Source organism: Acinetobacter radioresistens DSM 6976 = NBRC 102413 = CIP 103788 (assembly GCF_006757745.1).
Lineage (GTDB): Bacteria > Pseudomonadota > Gammaproteobacteria > Pseudomonadales > Moraxellaceae > Acinetobacter > Acinetobacter radioresistens.
The window spans coordinates 1,357,289-1,375,730 of the sequence record NZ_AP019740.1; the positions used below are offsets into that span (position 1 = coordinate 1,357,289).

14 protein-coding genes are annotated in these 18,442 nt (G+C 41.4%); 9 read left to right on the top strand and 5 right to left on the bottom strand.

The annotated features are described in order from the left end of the window. Complete coding sequence (locus ACRAD_RS06350) at positions 1–1,473, top strand: aminotransferase-like domain-containing protein (protein WP_005025795.1); 1,473 nt, start codon at positions 1–3, stop codon at positions 1,471–1,473. Here the strand turns inward: ACRAD_RS06350 and ACRAD_RS06355 are convergent. Continuing rightward, positions 1,470–2,390 carry a LysR family transcriptional regulator gene (locus ACRAD_RS06355; protein WP_005025797.1) on the bottom strand — a complete coding sequence of 307 codons (921 nt, stop codon included), beginning with the start codon at positions 2,388–2,390 and terminating at the stop codon, positions 1,470–1,472. The genes ACRAD_RS06350 and ACRAD_RS06355 overlap by 4 nt on opposite strands. A gap of 91 nt (positions 2,391–2,481) precedes the next feature. Between ACRAD_RS06355 and ACRAD_RS06360 the strand changes: the two genes are divergently transcribed. The 5 genes from ACRAD_RS06360 (at position 2,482) to ACRAD_RS06380 (ending at position 7,093) form a co-directional block, all read left to right on the top strand. Beyond that, positions 2,482–3,723 (top strand): acyl-CoA dehydrogenase family protein, encoded by a 1,242-nt coding sequence (locus tag ACRAD_RS06360; protein ID WP_005014434.1) that lies wholly within the window; start codon positions 2,482–2,484, stop codon positions 3,721–3,723. 20 nt (positions 3,724–3,743) lie between these two features. Then, complete coding sequence (locus tag ACRAD_RS06365) at positions 3,744–4,865, top strand: phosphotransferase family protein (RefSeq protein ID WP_005014431.1); 1,122 nt, start codon at positions 3,744–3,746, stop codon at positions 4,863–4,865. Next, entirely contained in the window at positions 4,862–5,560 is a 699-nt protein-coding gene (locus tag ACRAD_RS06370; RefSeq protein ID WP_005014429.1) for a histidine phosphatase family protein, read from the top strand. Before ACRAD_RS06365 ends, ACRAD_RS06370 begins: the two co-directional genes overlap by 4 nt. 12 nt (positions 5,561–5,572) lie before the next feature. After that, positions 5,573–6,316, top strand: coding sequence for an SDR family oxidoreductase (locus tag ACRAD_RS06375; protein WP_005025800.1), 744 nt, complete (start codon positions 5,573–5,575; stop codon positions 6,314–6,316). A gap of 186 nt (positions 6,317–6,502) precedes the next feature. After that, entirely contained in the window at positions 6,503–7,093 is a 591-nt protein-coding gene (locus ACRAD_RS06380) for a uracil-DNA glycosylase family protein (RefSeq protein WP_005014423.1), read from the top strand. A gap of 81 nt (positions 7,094–7,174) precedes the next feature. On the opposite strand, the gene putA is transcribed toward ACRAD_RS06380, so the two are convergent. After that, the gene (gene putA, locus ACRAD_RS06385; protein WP_005025801.1) at positions 7,175–10,927 is read right to left on the bottom strand and encodes a trifunctional transcriptional regulator/proline dehydrogenase/L-glutamate gamma-semialdehyde dehydrogenase; all 3,753 of its coding nucleotides are present in this window, start codon (positions 10,925–10,927) and stop codon (positions 7,175–7,177) included. 136 nt (positions 10,928–11,063) lie between these two features. On the opposite strand from putA, the gene ACRAD_RS06390 reads away from it, so the two are divergent. Continuing rightward, positions 11,064–11,552 (top strand): Lrp/AsnC ligand binding domain-containing protein, encoded by a 489-nt coding sequence (locus ACRAD_RS06390; protein WP_005014418.1) that lies wholly within the window; start codon positions 11,064–11,066, stop codon positions 11,550–11,552. Positions 11,553–11,584: 32 nt separating this feature from the next. On the opposite strand, the gene putP is transcribed toward ACRAD_RS06390, so the two are convergent. Further along, complete coding sequence (gene putP / locus ACRAD_RS06395; protein WP_005025803.1) at positions 11,585–13,075, bottom strand: sodium/proline symporter PutP; 1,491 nt, start codon at positions 13,073–13,075, stop codon at positions 11,585–11,587. Between the two features lie 440 nt (positions 13,076–13,515). Here putP and aspA point away from each other — a divergent pair, with 440 nt between their 5' ends. Then, positions 13,516–14,970, top strand: a complete 1,455-nt coding sequence (gene aspA, locus ACRAD_RS06400) for an aspartate ammonia-lyase (RefSeq protein WP_005025805.1) — start codon at positions 13,516–13,518, stop codon at positions 14,968–14,970. 74 nt (positions 14,971–15,044) lie between these two features. Here aspA and ACRAD_RS06405 read toward each other — a convergent pair whose 3' ends face one another. Both ACRAD_RS06405 and ACRAD_RS06410 read right to left on the bottom strand, forming a co-directional pair. Next, complete coding sequence (locus tag ACRAD_RS06405) at positions 15,045–15,485, bottom strand: hypothetical protein (protein ID WP_005025807.1); 441 nt, start codon at positions 15,483–15,485, stop codon at positions 15,045–15,047. A 97-nt stretch (positions 15,486–15,582) separates the two neighbouring features. Beyond that, on the bottom strand, positions 15,583–17,136 hold the full coding sequence (locus ACRAD_RS06410; protein WP_005025809.1) for a phospholipase D family protein: 1,554 nt from the start codon (positions 17,134–17,136) through the stop codon (positions 15,583–15,585). Between the two features lie 139 nt (positions 17,137–17,275). On the opposite strand from ACRAD_RS06410, the gene ACRAD_RS06415 reads away from it, so the two are divergent. Continuing rightward, positions 17,276–18,385, top strand: coding sequence for an S-(hydroxymethyl)glutathione dehydrogenase/class III alcohol dehydrogenase (locus tag ACRAD_RS06415; protein ID WP_005014406.1), 1,110 nt, complete (start codon positions 17,276–17,278; stop codon positions 18,383–18,385). Positions 18,386–18,442 lie beyond the last annotated feature (57 nt).

Genomic DNA, 18,442 nt, shown 5'->3' on the forward strand with positions numbered 1-18,442 from the left:
ATGAATAATAATGAGTTTCTCCAGCGCGTTAAAAATGGGCTCAAACATAGCTCCGAAAGGCAGCTTACTCTTAAAGTCTTTCAGGTCATTAAGAATTTTTTACAAGAATCAGATTATATTCAGGAATTTAAGTTTCCCTCTAGCCGCTTCCTTTCTGAAAGTTTGGGGATTTTACGGGATACTATTGAAAAAGCGTACGAACTTTTAGAAAACGAAAAGCTGGTATATCGGGTCAAGGGTAAAGGGACTTTTAGTATTCCTTCTCAAATTCCACGTACTATTCAGGAAGAAAGCAACTTCAGCTTGCCTGAACAATTGATTCAACTGGAGACTCTATTTTTTGACCAAAATCTGGATTTTTTCGCAGATGGTATGCCAGAGGTACGAAATTTTCCGTTTAAAAAATGGTATGACACCGAAAAACTGGCTTTAGAGCAGAACGGATTAAATATCTTTTTAAAAGATAATACTCAAGGTCTTCCATTACTCAGACAGGAAATCGCCAATCTGGTTAATACACAGCGTCATAGCCGGGTACAACCAGAAAATATACTGATCGTAAATAGTACACAGCAGGCATTATATTTATGCGGACGAGTATTATTTCACCCTAATGACCGGGTGATCATGGAAAATCCTTACTATTCCAATGCCAGTCATCTTTTTAAAATGATGGGGCTAAATATACACTATTGTGATATTGATGCCCAAGGTTTAATGATTGAGCGGTGCCATCATTTAACTGATATTAAAGCTATTTATGTGACACCGGCAAGCCAGTATCCCACTGGAATACAAATGAGTATGCAGCGCAAAAAAGAAATTGTGGCATACGCCCGGCAGCAGAATAGTTTTATTATTGAAGATGATTATGATGCCCTACTTTTAAATAGATCTGAAAATGATGCAATACTGGGTCTGGATTCCTGTCAGCGCACTATTTATATCGGGTCTTTTAGCAAATATATATTACCAAGCCTGCGTATGTCTTACATGATTTTGCCCAGTGCACTGGTAGATGCCTTTACTCGTTATCGGAACTATATAGATGGCAGTGCACCTTCCCAGTATTTTCAAACCATTCTTGGGAAATTTATGCAGCGGGGTTATTACGCTGAATACCTTACTCAAATGCAGCGGATCTATCACGAGCGTTATGAAGCCTTTATTTTTTATTTTCATCAGTATTTAAGTGAATTTTGTTTTATCCATGAGAATTCGCCTGCAATGCAGGTTGCCTGTTACTTTAAAGAAAATTTACCTGATGAACTTGAGGAAAGTCTTGTCCAGGCGGCAGCACTCAAGAATATTAGTTTGACTCGTTTAAGTCAGTTTTATGCACAGCATCCGAGCTATGGGTTTGTACTGGGATTCAGCTCACTGAACCCGACAGAAATTAAGTCATGTATGCTGCAACTGCATGGCCTGATTACGACAGAACTGAAGCGAGTGAATAATATTATTGTTCCCTAGGAAAACAGATTAAAAATTTCATTCCTTAAAAACTGATGTCTTATATTTTTATCTAGATCTTTATGCCAATACATTGCCAGATTTAAGGCTGGCAGTTCAAAAGGTAACTCATATACCTGCACCTGTTTTGAGTAGTGAAGATTGTCTAATATATTTTTTGGAATAGTTAATATGAACTGATCACTCTGTTCCAAAACCTGTAAGGCAGTAGAATAATGCTGGCAGCGCAGAAAAATTTTACGGACCAGTTCCTGACGGTTTAAATAAATATCTTCCAGCAATACACCACTACGCCGTGATGACACACCAATATGCTGGGCCGAAAAGTATAACTCTTTAGACATTTCAGGTAGCTGTGTACACACTACAAAGCGGTCTTCAACCAGCCTTTTATTGCAAAGTTTTTGTCCAAAATCCTGTTCGAGATCAATGACAAAATCAGTTTGTTGTGTAGCAAGATCACTAATAATCATTTTTCGGTCAAGTTTACTGCTCAAAAATTCAATATCACTGTTCAGCTTCTGAAAATGATGAATCAGTTTGGGGAAAATTAATGGCTCGATTTCATCGTGAATAGCGATCTTTAAATTGTGAACCATGCCGACATCAAAATTTTGATGCTGAAGGACTGAAATTCCCTGAAGCACCAGTAAGGCATGTTTGACAGGTAAATAGATTTGTTCGGCAAAAGGAGTAGGCCGCATCCTCGCTCCGCTACGTATAAACAGTTCATTTTTTAAATGTAATCGTAACCGTTGCAAGGCATGGCTTGCTGCAGACTGGCTGATGCATAGAACTTGGGCTGCCTTGGAGATACTTTTTTGCTCATAAACTGCAATGAAAAGAGGATATAAGTTGATATCAATATGATGAAAAATGGCAATGTCGAGATAGTTTTCTTTATGAATTTCATGCATATTTAAGTATTGAATAAAATCATTTGGTTCATATTAAGGTTTGGGCTATGGTAATGTAAATAGAAAATAAGATGATTTCTAAGGATAAAAAATGTTTGAGCTCTCTTCACGTGCACAAGATTTTGTTCAACGTACCCGTAAATTTATAGAAACAGAAATTGAACCTGTAGAAAAAGTGTTCTGGGAAGAAGTACATCAACTTAATCCCGATGGAAACTGGAAGAGCTGGCAATGGCCTGAACAGTTGACGGTATTAAAAGAAAAAGCTAAGGCTGCTGGCCTGTGGAATATGTTTTTACCAGATGCTGAGCTTGGTGCAGGGCTTTCTGTACAGGAGTATGCTCATATAGCTGAACTGACCGGCCGTAGTCTGCTGGCGCCTACTGTATTTAACTGTAATGCGCCAGATAGTGGCAACATGGAGCTACTCTGGCGTTATGGTAGTGAAGAGCAAAAGCAGCAGTGGCTCAGTCCATTGCTGGCAGGCGAAATCCGGTCAGTATTTTGTATGACTGAACCTGCTGTGGCTTCTAGTGATGCTACCAATATGCAGGCAACAGCAGTCATTGAAGGTGATGAGATTGTACTTAATGGCCGTAAATGGTGGTCATCAGGTTTAGGGGATCCAAATGCTAAAGTTATTATTTTTATGGCCCATACGCCAGATGAGAGTAAAGACCGGCATCACCAGCATTCTATGGTTTTAGTACCCATTGATACAGCAGGCGTGACTATTGAGCGTATGTTACCTGTTTTTGGTGATTATGATGCTCCGCATGGACATGGTGAAATCAGCTTTAATAATGTACGAGTACCACTCAGTCATTTTATTGGCGGGGCAGGTCAAGGGTTTGAAATTGCCCAGGGACGTTTGGGACCAGGCCGTATACATCATTGCATGCGATGTATTGGAGCTGCGGAAAAATCATTAGATTTAATGATTGAGCGTGGTATGTCCAGAACTGCATTTGGTAAGGAAATTCTAAAACTGGGAGGCAATCTCGAGCGGGTTGCAGAAGCACGTGTAGCCATTGATCAGGCCCGACTTTTAACCTTGTATGCTGCCTATAAAATGGATACTTTAGGAAATATGGCAGCTTTAACGGAGATTTCTGCAATTAAAGTGGTGGCGCCTAGTGTACTTGAGAAAGTTGTAGATATGGCTATCCAGATTCACGGTGGCGCTGGTATGTCACGTGATACGGTATTAACAGGTTTCTTTGCACAGGCACGCAGTCTGCGTCTGGCAGATGGCCCTGATGAAGTACATAAGGGTATGATCGCCAAACTAGAACTGGCAAAACGTGGTTATAGTACCCGAAGAAAAGCTTAAAAATTCCAGGAATAGAATAAATGACGGTAATTGATGTTGGTGGACAGATCAAAAAAGGCGAAGAACTAGATATTGAAGCTGTAGAACAATGGCTAAAACAGCAGGGTATTGATCTGCAGGGTAAGGTTGAAGTAACTCAGTATTCGGGAGGGGCTTCAAATTGGACTTACCGCTTGAACTATGAAAATCTGGATCTGATACTACGTCGTCCACCTAAAGGGACTAAAGCCAAATCTGCACATGATATGGTTCGTGAATATACAGTACAGAAAAATCTGGCACCTTATTATCCGGTAGTACCACAAATGGTCGCCCTTTGTGAGGATGAGTCTGTCATCGGTTGCGACTTTTATGTGATGAAGCGTATAGAGGGAATTATTCCACGTGCCAAACTGCCGCCAGAGCTTCAGTTGGGTGAAGCACAAGTACATGAGCTATGTATTAATGTCATTGATAAGCTCATTGAATTACATCAAGTACCTTATCAGGGAACTGAGCTGGAAAAACTTGGTAAAGGCGAAGGCTATTGCCGGCGTCAGGTAGAAGGTTGGGACAAACGCTATGAAAAGGCCAGAACCATCAATGTACCTTCTTTTAAGTATGTCCGAAAATGGCTGCTGGATAACATACCAGAGGATTCAGAGACCTGCTTAATTCATAACGACTGGCGTTTTGACAATGTAGTGTTGAGTCCGCAGCAGCCCACACAAGTTATTGGTGTTTTAGACTGGGAAATGGCCACCTTGGGTGATCCATTAATGGATCTGGGCAGCGCCTTGGCTTACTGGGTAGAACCAACTGATAATATGATCTTCCGTTCTACCCGACGTCAACCAACTCATTTACCGGGTATGTTTAGCCGCAAACAAGTGGTTGAATATTATCTGGATAAAACTGGCCTGAAACCTGATAACTGGACCTTTTATGAGGTATTCGGTATTTTTCGTTTAGCGGTCATTGCCCAACAGATTTATTATCGTTATTTTCATAGGCAAACTCGAAATCCAGCCTTTAAAAACTTCTGGATCATAATTCAGGCCTTGCATGTACGTGCATTGAAACTGATTGCTCAGCAGAAAATTCATGAAAACCCGCTGGCCCAGAAATATGTACATAAGTTGCAGGAGATCCTGAAAAAATGACTACAATATATCTGGTTAGACATGGTCAGGCTTCGTTTGGCGCCACTAGTTATGACCAGCTATCTCCTAATGGAGAACTGCAGGCTAAACTTCTAGGTCAGTACTTCAATAAGATTCTAAAAGATGAACCTTATGTAGTAGCAGGAAGCATGCGGCGTCATCAGCAGACCGCTCAACTGGCACTTGCAGAATACTTTCCTGAAGTTCCGGTCCAGACATTGAGCGAATGGAATGAGTTTAACCATCAGCAGGTTTTCTCTCGCTATGAACCCCGTTTTAATGAGCCTGCACTGCTCAAGCAGGATGTTGCCAAAGAAAGCAATCCACGCGCTTACCTGGCTAAAATCTTCGAAGGTGCCATTCAGCGTTGGACAGGAGGTGATTATCATCATGAATATGATGAATCATGGCCTCACTTCAAGCAACGTGTAGAAACAGCACTCGTAAACCTGTGTAATGAGCTAGAAAAATCTAAACCACGTTATGCAATTGTTTTCACTTCAGGAGGGGTTATATCGGTAGCAGTCGGCAAACTTCTGGAGCTTAATCCTGACCGGACTTTTGCGCTTAACTGGGCAATCGCCAATACCAGTCTAACTACTATGCGTCTGGTAGGTAATGAGCCACAATTGCTCAGCCTAAATGAACATCATTTTATCAAGGCTACTCACCCTGAATTACTTACATGGATATAAAAGGAATAAACCATGGCTAAAACAATCTTAATTACTGGCGCCAGTTCTGGGTTAGGCGCGGGTATGGCACGCGAATTTGCACAAAAAGGCTATAATCTCGCAATTTGTGCGCGACGGATGGAGCGCTTGGAGCAGCTGAAGCAGGAGCTGGAGGTTCAATACGGTATTAGAGTTATTGCAAAAACTCTGGATGTAACGCATTACAATGAAGTTTTTGAAGTATTTAAGGCGTTTAAGCAAGAGTTCGGAAAAATTGATCGAATTATTGTAAATGCAGGAGTGGGTGAAGGCCGCCGTATTGGTAAGGGAAATTTTGAAGTTAACCGTGCTACAGCAGAAACTAACTTTATTTCTGCTTTAGCCCAGTGTGAAGCAGCTGTGGAAATTTTCCGTGCACAAAATGCCGGTCATCTTGTCGTAATCTCATCCATGAGTGCTATGCGTGGCTTGCCAAAGCACCTTTCTACCTATGCTGCCAGTAAAGCGGCTGTAGCGCATCTGGCAGAAGGAATCCGTGCTGAACTTTTAAATACTCCCATCAAGGTTTCAACAATTTTCCCTGGTTATATTCGAACCGAACTGAATGAAGGGGCTAAAAAACTTCCATTTGAAGTGGATGAAAAAACCGGTAGCAAAGCACTCGTCGAAGCCATTGAAAGAGAGCCCGTTAAAGCTTATGTTCCAAAATGGCCATGGTTACCCATGGGTATCGCAATGAAGATATTGCCTTTAAAACTGGTGAATAAACTTAGCTAGTACCAAGACTCTCCGGAGTCTTTTTTTGAACAGAATTAAAAAGAAATGTAGGTACTGTTTACCGAAATTAACAGCCTGAACAAAGTATGCATGGAACTATATCTGAAACTAAAGTAATTTTTATAAAGATTAGATTTTGAAAACCAAAAAATCAAAGTGCACACGTGATTCAGGAAATTAGTCAGTATGCTTGAAAACCAGATTGAAACTCATCCTTTTACACCTTTTTTACCAGAAAATGCAAAGCTGTTGATGTTAGGAAGTTTTCCACCATCGCGTGAGCGCTGGAAAATGGAGTTTTACTATCCGAACTTTCAAAATGATATGTGGCGAATCTTCGGTCTTATTTTTTTTGAAAATAAAAACTATTTTCTTGATATTGATAAAAAAAGCTTTAATGAAACTTTAATTTGTGAGTTTCTGGTAGATAAAGGTATAGCCATTTATGATGTTGCGGAAAAAGTAATTCGTCTAAAGGGCAATGCTTCAGATAAATTCTTGCAAATCGTGACTACAGTCAAGCTTGAAGAGCTGCTTATGCCGATTCCTGAATGTCATACTCTAATGACCACAGGAGATAAAGCAACAGAAACACTAATTTCCCTTTTACCTGAAGGAACTGAAAAACCCACTATTGCCATGCCGAGCCATACCCATTTTATGGGCAGAGACCTGAATCTATACCGTATGCCATCTTCATCACGTGCATATCCATTAGCACTTGAAAAAAAAGCAGAATTATATGGGAACTTTTTTCAGGAAATTGGCCTGATTTAATGAATATGATCATTTCAAAAGGATCCATATTAAAAAAGCGGCCTATATAGACCGCCTTTTTGTTAGACTTTTATAGCCAGCTTATACCAGCGTCATCAGGCTGGCATTACCACCTGCAGCAGCAGTGTTAATACTGATTGCACGTTCAATAACTAAACGCTCAACCGGAATCTGTAACTGTTGCGGCTCTAAGTGAGTAATTCCAACAATTGCACCTTCGCGCTGTGCGATCTGTTTCTGCAGATTCATGAGTTGGTTCTGACTACCATGATGTAACACAGCATCAAAATCACCAGTTTGAATATTTTCAATGATGTGGAATTGCTGACGTATAACTTCAGGTAACCTGGCTGCATGTTTTTGATAGAAGTCATTACCTTTAAGTAAAACTGGTTGACTACCTACCGAGAAAATTGCAATAAGTTGAGCAATCTGTTCCTGCTCACTCTCTGCCAGACTTAAAGTTCTTTTACGTGGTAACACAGCATACTGATTTGATTCCCCGGTTGGTCCCTGCAATTCAAATACTTTCCCTGCAAAGAAGCTTTGCTCTTGGCCCAAAGTATATTGTGGCAGATTCTGTTTTACCCAAGCCAGAAAATCGACATATAACGGATTAGCACTTGTATGGTTCACCGTCTGTACTGCAAACGGCTGTTCCAGTTTTTTAGGCTGACAATCTTGCATCAAGCGGTATAAATAGAGCGGACCGCCCGCTTTTGGCCCTGTACCAGATAAACCTTCTCCGCCAAAAGGCTGTACACCTACCACGGCACCTACAATATTACGGTTAATGTAAAGGTTGCCTACTTCTGCATGTTGAATAACCGTTTGAACTGTTTCATCAATGCGTGTATGTAAACCCATAGTCAAGCCATAGCCTTTAGCATGAATGGCATCAAGTAACTGTGCAAGCTGGCCCTGTTTGTAGGTAATTACATGCAATACCGGTCCAAAGACTTCACGTTTGAGTTCATTAAGGTTTGGTAACTCAATAAGTGTTGGAAGAATAAAAGTCCCATCTTTGAACTGGTTTTGCTCCGGATTATGCGCAAACTGGTATACCGGGTAACCTTGTTTCTGCATTTTCTGGATGTGATTTTCTATATTGGTTTTTGCTTCCTGATCAATTACCGGTCCGATATCTGTATTCAGATAAACCGGATTGCCAACCCGTAACTGCTGCATGCCACCTTTTAGCATATGTAAAAGCGGTTTTGCATTATCTTCCTGCACACATAAAATACGTAGTGCGGAACAGCGTTGGCCGGCACTATCAAAGGCTGAGCTCAAGACATCGAGCACCACTTGTTCAGTTAGGGCAGAGGAGTCCACAATCATCGCATTCTGACCGCCTGTTTCAGCAATGAATACCACTGGCTGACCATGACGGGTTACACGACCTGATACAGTTTTTTGCAGAATCTTGGCAACTTCAGTTGAGCCGGTAAACATGATGCCCTGGATACGTGCATCCTGGCTAAGTAATGCCCCTACAATTTCACCACGGCCTGGCATAAGCTGTAGCACACTATGAGGAACACCAGCCTCCCATAGCAGTTCAACAGCAAGAGCAGCAATGAGAGGAGTTTGTTCTGCCGGTTTTGCAACTACACAATTACCGGCCACCAGTGCCGCAGCGATTTGCCCACTGAAAATTGCCAGCGGGAAGTTCCATGGACTGATACATAAAACGGTACCCAGCGGTGTGACTACACTCTGAGCCGCAATTGATTCCATTTGAGTAGCATAATAACGCAGGAAATCTACCGCTTCACGAACTTCAGCAAGGCCATTTGCATAGGTTTTACCGCTTTCACGAGAAAGAAGAACCAGTAACTCCTGAATACGTTTTTCCATCAGGTCGGCTGCTTTTTTCAGCATACCTGCTCGCTGGACCGGTGTGGTATTTGCCCAGTCTGATTCAGCTTTTTGTGCCAGAGTCAGTGCCAGTTCTACATCTTGAGCTTCTGCTTCATGTACATAACCCACAATATCCTGATGAGAAGATGGATTTAATACCGTGACCAGACTACGTTCCAGGCTGGAATCAATTTCCTGTCCCAGCATAGGCTGGCTAGACCAGGTTTGATCATGAAAACGGGTTGCTGCATCATTTAGAGCTTTCAATACCTGGTCATTTGCCAGATCCAGACCTTTAGAATTGTGACGCAGATTGCCATACAAATCTTGAGGGAAAGGAATAGAAGGATGTTTCTGTCCCAGTTTTCCGGTAAAGGCTGCAGTCTCTCTAATTTCCTGAACAGGATTGCGGATCAGGCTTTCGATGCTCAGATTCTTGTCAGCAATACGGTTTACAAATGAAGTGTTGGCGCCATTTTCGAGCAGGCGACGTACCAGATAGGCCAAAAGAGTTTCATGGCTGCCGACAGGCGCATAAATACGACATGGAATGCCCAGTTTTTTATCCTGACGTGAACCTACTACCTGTTCATATAACGGCTCACCCATACCATGCAGACATTGGAATTCATACTGACCCGGATAATATTGTTCCGGTTTAGCCAGTTGGTAAATCGTTGCCAGTGTTTGCGCATTGTGTGTGGCAAACTGCGGATAAATCTGTTCAGGCGCGGCGAGAAGTTTCTTAGCACATGCAATATAAGACAGGTCAGTATGGACTTTTTGAGTAAATACCGGATAGTCCGACATACCTTCAATCTGGGATTTTTTAATCTCACTATCCCAGTAAGCACCTTTAACCAGACGGATCATCAAACGTTTTTCAGAACGTTTTGCCAGATCAACCAGATAATCGACCAGATTGAAGCAGCGTTTCTGGTAAGCCTGAATAACAAAGCCAATACCTTTCCACTGGGCCAGAGATGGCTCGAAACATAGACGTTCTAATAGTTCCAGAGACAGTTCCAGACGTTCAGTTTCTTCAGCATCAATATTCAGGCCAATATTATATCCTTTGGCCAGCTCGGCTAATTTGAGAATCTTAGGATAAAGCTCTTCATGTACTCGGGTAACCTGAGCACGTTGATAACGCGGATGCAGGGCAGAAAGCTTGATTGAGATACCCGGGCCATCATATACATCTTTGTCTTTAGAAGCCTGACCGATTGCATGAATGGCCTGGCTGTAATCATCATAATAGCGTTCAGCATCTTCAGCTGTGAGGGCAGCCTCGCCCAGCATGTCATAAGAATAGCGGAAACCTTTATCTTCAAGTGATTTTGCATTGTTCAGTGCTTCACCAATGGTTTCACCCGTTACAAACTGCTCGCCCATCATACGCATGGCAACATCAACAGCTTTACGAATAATGCCACGCCCGCTACGTGCCAGAATACCTGTCAGGATGCTTGACAGGCTGGTACGGGTTGGTGTTTCCATCAGTTTACCGGTCAGCATTAGCCCCCAAGCTGCCGCATTTACAAACATCAGGTTGCTTTGGCCCAAATGTTCTTTCCAGTTGCCCTGATTAATCTTGTCACGGATGAGCAGATCCCGGGTAGCTGTATCTGGAATACGAAGAAGAGCTTCAGCCAGACACATCAGTGCAATACCTTCCTGCGAAGATAAAGAAAACTCCTGTAAAAGTCCCTGTACAATTCCAGCCTTGCCCGAACCTGATTTACGGTCACGTAAACTGTGTGCCAGATTAAAAGCCAGTTCATAAATTTTCTGGTCCAGCTCTGCAGAAAGCTCAGCTGCCTGTAATAGCTCTTCTACCGCTTCAGGCTCCGCACGGCGCCAGGCAGTATTAATCTGTTCTTCAAAATTGCTTTTTTCCTTGAAAGCAGTGATGTAGCCGAAGTGTGGCTGGGCATTTTCCCGAGCGCTGTATGTATCCATTACATTCATGTCAGTATCCGATGACAATATTAAAAACTGTGATGATCAGTCACTTTAGATAATTTTATAATTACAAAATAAATAGCGAATAACTCACTAAAAATAGTTCATAATTTAGTGAATTATTCATGGAAGACAGGAAATTATGCTGGATCGTACAGATTTCAAAATACTTGAACTATTACAGTGTGATGGACGTATTGCCAACAGTAAACTGGCTGAGTTAGTTAACCTCTCTCCCACAGCTGTAATTTCACGGGTACAAAAGCTTACCAAGGAAGGATATATACTTGGTTATGAAGCTAAACTTAACCCAAACAAGCTGGATGCCGGCTTTGTTGTTTTTGTCGAGGTGATGCTGGACAAGACAACCCCAAATGCTCTTGAAGAGTTTGAAGAGGCAATTCTGGACTATCCGGAAATTTCTGAATGCCATTTAATGAGTGGAGGATTCGACTTTCTGCTTAAGGTGCGCAGTGCCAATATGGAAGAATTTCGTAAAATGGCAGGACAGGTGCTCTGGCAACTGCCAGGCGTAAAGGAAACACGCAGTTATCCGGTGATGGAAGAGCTCAAAACCACAACCCGATTAAAGCTTAAAAGTAAAACAGCAGTTAAAAATAAAGGGGCTTAAAAGCCCCTTTGTTTTAGATATGGATAACCGGTTTATTTCTGCTCATGATACAGACGGTCAGCTTCTTCAAAACGATCAGTCACCTCGCGACCTGGCACTTTACCCATCAGGCTGACCAGCATGATCACTGCCCACGCCAAAATGAAACCAGGAATAATTTCATAGATACCAGTTTCAGCAAACAGGTTTTTCCATAAAATTACTACCACTGCACCTGTGATCATTCCGGCTAAAGCACCATTTAGAGTCATGCGCTTCCAGAACAAAGACAGAATAATGAGTGGACCGAATGCAGCACCAAAACCTGCCCATGCATAAGAAACTAAACCTAAAACCTTGCTCTCTGGATTACCTGCAAGAATAATCGCCAACACTGCAATTGCCAGAACCATAAGGCGGCCTACCCAAACCAGTTCCTTCTGAGAAGCATTTTTGCGTAGGAAAGTCTTATAAAAGTCTTCAGTTAAAGTACTTGAACATACCAGTAACTGGCAGCTTAATGTACTCATCACAGCTGCTAAAATCGCAGCAAGAATAATACCTGCTACCCAAGGATTAAAAAGGATCTTGGTTAATTCCATAAATACAGTTTCTGGATTCTGAGTCACTGCACCTGCAAGTTCAGGGTGCTGTGCAAAGTAGGGAATACCAAAAAAACCTGCTCCAACTGCACCGCCTAAACATAGAATCATCCAGGTCATGCCGATACGACGTGCAGCCGGAATTGACTTGACTGAATCTGCTGCCATAAAACGTACAAGGATATGCGGCTGGCCAAAATAACCCAGACCCCAAGCCATGAGAGATAAAATAGCCACTATGCTCAAATTGGAGAACATGTCGAATGCAGCAGGTCGAGCAGTTTCCAGCAGTGTCATAACTTGAGTAGTGTCGCCAATACTTAAAAATGTAATTACGGGTGTTAGTAGTAAAGCAAAAATCATCAGGCCAGCCTGGAATGTATCAGTCCAGCTAATAGCCAGAAATCCGCCAATACATACATAACTGATAGTTGCAATAGCACTGATCCATAGAGCAGTCTGGTAAGACATTCCGAAAATACTTTCAAATAGACGTGCACCTGCAACCATACCTGAAGCACAGTAGATTGCGAAGAAAATCAGAATAATCATTGCTGATGTAATCCGCAGGATTTTCTTGTGGTCTGCAAAACGGCTAGTGAAATAATCTGGAAGAGTTAAAGCGTTATGCTGGACTTCGGTATGTACCCGCAGACGGCCTGCAACCAGTAGCCAGTTTAGCCAAGCACCAATAATTAGGCCGATGGCAATCCATGCTTCAGAAAGTCCAGACAGGTAGATTGCACCTGGAAGGCCCATGAGTAGCCAGCCACTCATATCTGAAGCACCGGCTGAAAGAGCGGTGACGAAGCTGCCGAGGCTTCGACCACCGAGAATATAATCTGAAAAATCGCTTGTGGCTTTATAGGCATACAAACCTATACCTACCATAGCGATGATATAAAATATAAATGTGATGAGGGTAGGGTTAAACTGTTCCATGCCTGCCTGTCCTTATGCTGTATATGTGCATTCCAGCAAATAGCGCATTATATCTGATTCACCTGGAAAGGCTGTGATTCAAGCACAAAAGTGATTTTTGTACTGTTACATTTGTAATACAATTTTACATGCAAAATGTTACTTTGTGTAACTTTAGTTACAATAAATTTATTATAGTGATTTATAAAGATTAATTTTTAAACTTATAACTACAATTTTGCATTAATGTAAAATAGTGAAAAAATTTAACTTTTATACAGCGCTTCAAATAGAAAATTCAAATTTCTGCCAAAATTTACATAAAATTACGTTAGTTGCAGAACTTGATAAAAATTAGTAAAAACTTTCCAAATGTTTCATATTGTAAGTAGTGAAAATTATAACAAGTCCTATTATACTTCTATTGCACTATAATTGTGCACAATTTAAGAGTTAACGGAATGAATATTGGACAAAACAACAGGTTTCGCACCGAAAAGGACTTATTAGGCACCAAAGAGGTGCTTTCTTCAAGTTACTATGGCATTCATACTTTAAGAGCCTTAGAAAACTTTCAGATCTCTCAGCAGAAAATAGGTGAACAGCACCATTTCATCCGCGCTTTGGCTCAGGTAAAAAAAGCTTCAGCACAAGCTAACCAGTTTTTTGGAAAACTTACCGAACAGCAGAGTCAGGCCATTCAGGCAGCATGTCAAGAACTAATTGATACTCCAGAGAATTGGGAAAAACATTTCCCGCTAGATGTCTATCAAGGCGGCGCTGGTACTTCTATTAATATGAATACCAATGAGGTAATTGCCAACTTGGCGCTAGAAATGACCGGTCATGACAAGGGCTCATACTATATTATTCATCCCAATGACCATGTGAATAAATCACAGTCAACGAATGATGTCTATCCGACTGCCTTAAGAGTTGCGACCTACTATGCTTTAGATCAACTGTTTATGCAGGTCGAAAATTTAATTACTTCACTTGAATATAAGGCAACTGAATTTCGTTTTGTCTTAAAGATGGGACGTACCCAACTGCAAGATGCAGTACCTATGACCCTAGGACAGGAGTTTCGTGCTTTTGCTACTCTGCTCAAAGAAGATGTACGTTTAATTCAAAAGATGCGCCAGCTATTATTGGAAATTAGCCTGGGTGCAACAGCGATTGGTACCGGTGTAAATACGCCACAGGGTTATGCGGCTAAAGTGGTAGAATGCTTAAAGGAAATTACTGGTCTGCCGCTTTCGGGAGCAGAAGACTATGTAGAAGCAACCAGTGACTGTGGTGTATTTATTATTCTGTCGAGCAGTTTAAAACGTCTGGCCTGCAAACTATCAAAAATTTGTAATGACCTGCGTTTATTAAGTTCGGGACCACGTACCGGACTAGCTGAAATCAGTTTACCTGAAATGCAGGCAGGTTCATCTATTATGCCGGCTAAAGTAAATCCTGTGATTCCTGAAGTAGTTAACCAGATTGCTTTTAAGGTTATAGGTAATGATTTAACCATTACCTTTACTGCTGAAGCAGGCCAGTTACAGCTTAATGTCATGGAGCCTGTCATTGCGCAAGCCTTAAATGAATCAATCGGGCTACTCACCCAAGGCATAAAAACACTGGATGAAAAATGTATACAGGGCATTCATGCCAATGAAAAGACCTGCTACGAAGCAGTAATGCGCAGTGTTGGAATAATTACCTTGCTTGAACCGATTCTTGGTCATGGTGCGTGTGATGAAATCGGTAAGCAGTGTATTGCTGAGAATCGTACAATTCAGGACGTAGTTTTAGAGAAAAAACTGCTGACCGAAAAACAGCTGGAAGAAATTTTCTCATTTGAAAATCTGGTGAGTGAAGTATTGTCCGGAAGTGTTTCACAAACATTAGACCAGGTAAGCTAAATAATTTAGGTAAAAGTAGTATTTTTAAAATTCAAAAGGATAGCCCATGCAGCTATCCTTTTATATTAATCAGGTTAATCCTGATATTCTATATAATCCCATAGATTTAACCGGCTTTTAATTTCACGGCGAATATGAGGGAGCTTTATCAGTAAAGTCCCCTCAATCCATAATGCCAAAGCCTGGCTGGTTAATGGTTCTCCAGAAAGTTCTACAAGCTGGGCGCCTTTAACTGTCACTATAACGTGTTCATTGCGATAGTCTTCAATACCTTTAAAAAGTATTTGCAGCTCATAACCTGTATCGACAATTACCCACTCTAGCTCAATCTGGATATTTTCACTGGATTTTAAAATAGCCTGACCTTCAAGAATATTACTATCGGAAGCCAGGCAGTCATATTCCACACGGATTTTGCTCAGGAACCATTCCTGTCCACCTAAGTCATCCAGAGTTTTCTTGGGCGTCAAAATATCATTTAAATTAAATTGCCGGCTTAAATCAAAAAATTGCATTACGGGGAGATGTGAACTGTAAAAGTGGCCATCTTAAAAGATCAGGTCGTCAGGCACAACTTTTACAGTATATAAATGCAAATTTTGAAAATCAGACTTACATCATCCATTCAATAGGCAGTCTTGAGACTGTATCCATCATGAAGCACTGAAAACGGCTAGTCCCGGGTTCATTCTGATGTTCTATCACTTTGCCGTCCTTTTTCTGTTCTAACCAGACAATGTTACCTTTTTGATCTAATTTGAGCTTATAAGCAATCTGGGGAAGGTGCTTATCGAGATTTAATGTAATCTGTTTTTGTAAAGCTTCAGATTCAATCACCAAGCCTACTTCTGTATTCAGATTAACTGAACGTGGATCAAAATTGAATGAGCCAATAAAAACCTTGCCGTCTACATCAAAAAATTTAGCATGCAAACTGGAACTGTTCTTGCCTTTGGAGGGTATTACGTTACCGGTGGCGACTTCATACCAGGTACGACGCTTTCGCTCCTGATAAGGCTTAAATTCATAAAGCTGTACACCATGTTCAAGCAGACTTTTACGGTACTTTCCGTAAAAGGCATGGACCAAAGCAACATCATTGGCTGGCAGAGAATTGGTTAAAATTCTGACATTAATTCCATTTTTAGAAATATTAGAAAGGTACTTCTGACCGATTTCTGTAGGTACAAAATAAGCTGAAACCAGTTCAAGATGGTTTTTAGGCTCACCCAATATAGAAATCATCTGGTTATAAATCAGTTCATTGCCAGTTGCTAGTCCTTTAATTTTCTTGGGAGAGTCTGCTACAAAATATGCTTTGGCCCAGTTGATCGGGCGTTCCTGCAAATATTGGTTAATCAGTTCCTGAGCCTGAGAAATCCGTTCTTCCGTCGGGTTGCGAGAATTTTCAATCAGGTCATATTCTTTACGTAATGCAATTAACTGGTCAACCGTACCGAAACCGAGCAGCTGTTGTGATGAGTAGCTCAATTCATGCAGCCAAAATTCTGCAAATACTTGATTAGCCTGCTCAACAGCTTTACCAGAAAACAGAATGTCCATGTCGGTAAACTGGAATTCCTGACTCGCATCAAAGTATTCGCGGCTAATATTCCGTCCACCTGTTACGGCCATGACTCCATCAGCAATAATAAGTTTATTATGCATACGCTGATTGACATATTTCATGCGAAAAAAATAGTCCAATACCCGCAAATGCCGGTATTTGTAAGGATTAAATATTTTAATTTCAAAATTTGGATGCAGACTGAGTACTTTTAAAGTCGGGTCGAGCTGTGTACCATTCTGATCATCAATTAAAAGCTTTATTTTTACACCACGATCAGCTGCTCTTAGGAGTTCAGCAAACATCAGGTGCCCAATAAAATCATTATTCCAGATATAATACTGTAATTCTAAAGTATTTTTTGCATTACGAATCAGGTGGATACGTGATGCTATACTACTAAATGCATCTTCCATGGCCAAATAGGCAGTGAGTCCCTGTCGGATTTTTTCGTCTTTAGCATCATCATTAATCCAGGGGCGAGAAGGCGTATGTTTATGCTCCGTATATTCCGAGATATTGGGAGGGAGCTCACAGCCAGTTAAACCCGTCAATGTCATACCAATAATTATACCTTTCAGATGATTATCTAATTGCATTTTAATTATGTGTCACGTATCTCTTTCACATTTAAGATAACATCATGCCTGAGTAAATACTTGAATGTTTTAGCGTATTAGAGTTACTGTTAGGTATTAATTTTTCAGTCAGCCTTACAGATTACAGGATGAAAATGTAATGAAATCACGTGCAGCAGTCGCATTTGGGCCAGGTCAGCCCCTGGAAATTGTTGAAATAGATGTTGCTCCGCCAAAAGCTGGTGAAGTACTGGTTAAAATTACACACACTGGTGTATGCCATACTGATGCTTTTACTTTATCAGGTGAAGATCCGGAAGGCGTTTTTCCAGCGGTTCTAGGGCATGAAGGTGGCGGTATTGTAGTTGAGGTCGGAGAAGGGGTTACTTCGGTGAAGCCCGGTGATCATGTTATTCCGCTCTATACTGCAGAATGTGGCAAGTGCAAATTCTGTACTTCAGGCAAAACTAACCTGTGCCAGGCAGTTCGTGCAACTCAAGGTAAAGGCTTAATGCCGGATGGTACGACCCGCTTTTCTTATAATGGTGAGCCTATTTATCATTATATGGGTACGTCTACATTCAGTGAATACACTGTAGTAGCAGAAATCTCTCTTGCTAAAATTGATCCGGAAGCCCCACTTGAAAAAATGTGCCTGCTCGGATGTGGTGTAACGACAGGAATCGGTGCAGTACATAATACGGCAAAAGTTGAAGAAGGTGCGACTGTCGCGATTTTCGGTTTAGGTGCAATTGGACTGGCAGCTATTCAGGGTGCAGTGCAAGCCAAAGCTGGCCGTATTATTGCAATTGATATTAATCCGGACAAGTTTGCACTGGCTCAGGAAATGGGCGCGACTGATGTTGTCAATCCGAAAGACTATAGCAAGCCTATCCAGGAAGTCATTGTTGAGATGACTGATGGAGGAGTTGACTATAGCTTTGAATGTATTGGTAACGTAGACATCATGCGTGCTGCACTGGAATGCTGCCATAAAGGCTGGGGCGAGTCAGTCATTATTGGCGTTGCCGGCGCCGGTCAGGAAATACGTACCCGTCCATTCCAGCTGGTAACAGGCCGGGTATGGCGTGGTTCGGCTTTTGGTGGCGTCAAGGGGCGTACCCAGCTACCAGGTATGGTACAGCAGGCAATGCGTGGTGAAATTAAAATTGATCCATTCATCACGCATAATTTACCTTTGAGTAAAATTAATGAAGCTTTTGATTTACTTCATGAGGGTAAATCTATCCGTACAGTGATTCATTTTTAGTTCTAGGCAAACCTAAACTTTATAAGCTAAAAAATAAAAAACCGGGAACTTTCCCGG

Bases quoted from the DNA above. Each gene is read 5' to 3' on its own strand.
- ACRAD_RS06350 (WP_005025795.1), top strand. From the start codon at position 1: ATGAATAATAATGAGTTTCTCCAGCGCGTTAAAAATGGGCTCAAACAT.
- ACRAD_RS06355 (WP_005025797.1), bottom strand. From the start codon at position 2,390: ATGCATGAAATTCATAAAGAAAACTATCTCGACATTGCCATTTTTCAT.
- ACRAD_RS06360 (WP_005014434.1), top strand. From the start codon at position 2,482: ATGTTTGAGCTCTCTTCACGTGCACAAGATTTTGTTCAACGTACCCGT.
- ACRAD_RS06365 (WP_005014431.1), top strand. From the start codon at position 3,744: ATGACGGTAATTGATGTTGGTGGACAGATCAAAAAAGGCGAAGAACTA.
- ACRAD_RS06370 (WP_005014429.1), top strand. From the start codon at position 4,862: ATGACTACAATATATCTGGTTAGACATGGTCAGGCTTCGTTTGGCGCC.
- ACRAD_RS06375 (WP_005025800.1), top strand. From the start codon at position 5,573: ATGGCTAAAACAATCTTAATTACTGGCGCCAGTTCTGGGTTAGGCGCG.
- ACRAD_RS06380 (WP_005014423.1), top strand. From the start codon at position 6,503: ATGCTTGAAAACCAGATTGAAACTCATCCTTTTACACCTTTTTTACCA.
- putA (WP_005025801.1), bottom strand. From the start codon at position 10,927: ATGAATGTAATGGATACATACAGCGCTCGGGAAAATGCCCAGCCACAC.
- ACRAD_RS06390 (WP_005014418.1), top strand. From the start codon at position 11,064: ATGCTGGATCGTACAGATTTCAAAATACTTGAACTATTACAGTGTGAT.
- putP (WP_005025803.1), bottom strand. From the start codon at position 13,075: ATGGAACAGTTTAACCCTACCCTCATCACATTTATATTTTATATCATC.
- aspA (WP_005025805.1), top strand. From the start codon at position 13,516: ATGAATATTGGACAAAACAACAGGTTTCGCACCGAAAAGGACTTATTA.
- ACRAD_RS06405 (WP_005025807.1), bottom strand. From the start codon at position 15,485: ATGCAATTTTTTGATTTAAGCCGGCAATTTAATTTAAATGATATTTTG.
- ACRAD_RS06410 (WP_005025809.1), bottom strand. From the start codon at position 17,136: ATGCAATTAGATAATCATCTGAAAGGTATAATTATTGGTATGACATTG.
- ACRAD_RS06415 (WP_005014406.1), top strand. From the start codon at position 17,276: ATGAAATCACGTGCAGCAGTCGCATTTGGGCCAGGTCAGCCCCTGGAA.